The organism is Aeromicrobium sp. PFPM2_SD2, assembly GCF_057364525.1.
This window is the reverse complement of the sequence record NZ_JBNFNZ010000375.1, coordinates 1-2,414: the sequence shown is the minus strand read 5'-3', so window position 1 is coordinate 2,414 and position 2,414 is coordinate 1. Positions and strand designations below refer to the sequence as shown.

Annotated in this window: 6 protein-coding genes and 1 tRNA gene; 4 read left to right on the top strand and 3 right to left on the bottom strand. The window is 74.5% G+C overall.

Annotated features, from left to right (window positions below; genetic code table 11):
• The coding region (locus AC2W7G_RS13820; RefSeq protein WP_485868946.1) for a thiamine-phosphate kinase at positions 1 to 363 on the bottom strand (363 nt) is incomplete at its 3' end.
• Positions 364 to 460: 97 nt separating this feature from the next.
• On the opposite strand from AC2W7G_RS13820, the gene AC2W7G_RS13815 reads away from it, so the two are divergent.
• The 4 genes from AC2W7G_RS13815 to AC2W7G_RS13800 all read left to right on the top strand — a co-directional run bounded on the left by AC2W7G_RS13815 (position 461) and on the right by AC2W7G_RS13800 (position 1,490).
• Complete coding sequence (locus AC2W7G_RS13815) at positions 461 to 697, top strand: Lrp/AsnC family transcriptional regulator (protein ID WP_485868945.1); 237 nt, start codon at positions 461 to 463, stop codon at positions 695 to 697.
• 131 nt (positions 698 to 828) lie between these two features.
• Positions 829 to 901: transfer RNA gene (locus AC2W7G_RS13810), tRNA-Ala, on the top strand.
• Between the two features lie 72 nt (positions 902 to 973).
• Positions 974 to 1,309 carry a cupin domain-containing protein gene (locus AC2W7G_RS13805; protein ID WP_485868944.1) on the top strand — a complete coding sequence of 112 codons (336 nt, stop codon included), beginning with the start codon at positions 974 to 976 and terminating at the stop codon, positions 1,307 to 1,309.
• Between the two features lie 4 nt (positions 1,310 to 1,313).
• Entirely contained in the window at positions 1,314 to 1,490 is a 177-nt protein-coding gene (locus tag AC2W7G_RS13800; protein ID WP_485868943.1) for a hypothetical protein, read from the top strand.
• On the opposite strand, the gene AC2W7G_RS13795 is transcribed toward AC2W7G_RS13800, so the two are convergent.
• Together AC2W7G_RS13795 and AC2W7G_RS13790 are read right to left on the bottom strand one after the other, a co-directional pair.
• Positions 1,478 to 2,101 (bottom strand): M23 family metallopeptidase, encoded by a 624-nt coding sequence (locus tag AC2W7G_RS13795; protein ID WP_485868942.1) that lies wholly within the window; start codon positions 2,099 to 2,101, stop codon positions 1,478 to 1,480. The two genes, AC2W7G_RS13800 and AC2W7G_RS13795, sit on opposite strands and share 13 nt — an antisense overlap.
• A 40-nt stretch (positions 2,102 to 2,141) precedes the next feature.
• On the bottom strand, positions 2,142 to 2,414 hold a 273-nt coding region (locus AC2W7G_RS13790), incomplete at its 5' end, for a hypothetical protein (RefSeq protein ID WP_485868941.1).

The window sequence follows — 2,414 nt, the reverse complement described above, 5'->3', positions numbered from 1 at the left end:
GACCAGCGGCACCTCGTCGACGACGCCGCGGGCGAGGTCGATCGCCCACTGAGCGGGCAGGTCGCCGGGCACGCCGAGCGCGACCGTCAGCGCGTCCGCGACGCCGCCCATGGCCGCGATGTCCGACAGGTTGCAGGCGGCCGCCTTGCGGCCGACCTCGTAGGCGCTGGACCAGTCGCGCCGGAAGTGCCGGTTCTCCACCAGCAGGTCGGTCGAGACGAGGTAGCCGCCGGTGCGCACCGCCACGTGAGCCGCGTCGTCGCCGGGGCCGAGCAGCACCTTGCCGCCGTCACCGGCGAGGGCGCTCACCTCCGCCACCAGGCCGAACTCCCCCAGCTGCTGCACCGTCGTCTCCGCGTCCATGGTCGTATTCTGGCCGACCGGATCGCCGGAGCCGGCATCCTGTAGCGTTTCGGAGGCGGCGGACCCGTCGCCGACCAGGCCGAGAGGGGCAGCAGTCATGACCGTGCAGGCCTACATCCTGATCCAGACCGAGGTCGGCAAGTCCACCGAGGTCGCCCAGGCGATCGCCGAGATCGAGGGTGTCGTCCAGTCCGAGGACGTCACCGGGCCGTACGACGTCATCGTGCGCGCCGAGGGCCGGAGCGTCGACGCGCTCGGCCAGATGGTCGTCTCGAAGGTCCAGTCCGTCCCGGGCATCACGCGCACGCTGACCTGCCCCATCGTCCGGTTCTGACCGTGCGCCGGGCCCTCGCGGCCGCGGCCTCGCTGCTCGCCCTCGGCGCGCGCCGGGCCGCCGTCGCGCCGGCCTGACCGCCCCGGGTTGTCGTGCCCGGGGGAGGGGTTGCTACAGTTGTCGACGCACGAGGGGCATTGGCGCAGTTGGTAGCGCGCTTCGTTCGCATCGAAGAGGTCAGGAGTTCGAATCTCCTATGCTCCACCGCAAGGGCCGCCGCGAGGCGGCCCTTTTCGTTGCCCTTGCGCGGCCGGGGCGCTGTGCCACGGTGGTGCCATGAGCATGGAGTCGATCGACCTGGCCGGCATCGCGCGCGAGGAGCTGGAGGCGGCCCGTCAGGCGTCCAGCGGGCGGGCGGCCCGCACCGTGCGCGGCGGACAGCACCACGCGCTCAAGCAGACCGTCATCGCCCTGCGCTCCGGGTCGGAGATGGCCGAGCACAACAGCCCGGACGAGGGCACGGTGCAGGTGCTGGCCGGACGCGTGCGGCTGGCCTCCGCCTCGGACGCGTGGGAGGGCGGCGTCGGCGACATGGTGGTCGTCCCGCCGCAGCGCCACTCGCTGCTCGCCCTCGAGGACGCCGTCGTCCTGCTCACCGCCGTCGTCCGGTAGCGCCATGGCCCGCCAGGACGTCGTCGAGCGCCTCGAGCGCTGGACCCGGGCGGGCGGCACGTGGCGGGCCGACCCGGCACCGGGCGGTGCCGTGACGGTGGTGCTGCTGCGCTGCGACGCCGGCGAGGAGGTCGACCGCTTCGTCTGCCGTGCCGAGGACCTGCCCGGTCAGGCCCCGTAGACGTCCGGGACGTCCACGACCTCGCCGTTGGCCGGCAGACGTCCCTCGAGCGTGAACGGGACGGCGCTGGCGTGCTCCACGTCGGCGCGGTCGACGACCTGCAGGTGCAGGTGCGGCTCGGTGCTGTTGCCGCTGTTGCCGCAGCGACCTACGGGCTCGCCCTTGCGCACCCGGTCCCCGACGCGCACGACCAGGCTTCCCTGCTGCAGGTGGCACAGGGCGACGACGCCCTGCGGCGTCGCGATCATCACGTGGTTGCCGGCGAGCGAGGTCCAGCCCGCCGCCACGCGGCGGCGCTGCGTGAGCGCGTACCCGAGCGACGGGATCCCGCGGTAGGCGGGGTGGTCCGGCGCGCCGCCCTCCGCAGCCACGACGATCCCGTCGGCCGGTGCCAGCACCGGGCGTCCGAAGCCGATGAAGCGGGTGGGAGGTTCGGGGCGCACGAGCGTCACCGGACGCACGCCGGACCGTCGCCCGCGGTCGTCGACCGGCACGAGGTCGATCGCGTGGGCGCTCGCGAACCGGGTCGTGCCGTGGCTGGGCACGCGGTCCGCCGGGCTGTGGCGCACGGTCCAGCGTCCGTGGAGCGGGTGGGCCAGGTCGACGGTCATCGGCACCTCCGGGGCTCGACGGTAGCCCCGGCCGGGCGGCTCAGTCGTCGTACGAGGCGCGGGTGCGCTCGAGCAGGTCGCGGACCACGGCCTCGAGATCGACCTCGTCGCCGGCCACCCGGCACTGCCGCTGAGCGCCGGAGCCGTGCTCCTGCAGGTGCTTGAGCCGGTGCGCCACGCGCTCGGCGTCGCCGGCCTGCTCCAGGGCCGGGAGCGTGTGGGGCGACGAGCGCCTCGACCGCCTCGTAGGCCGGGACGAGCTCGGCGGTGACCGGGTGGACGAGGCGGTCGGCCAGCCCGTGACGGCTCGCCG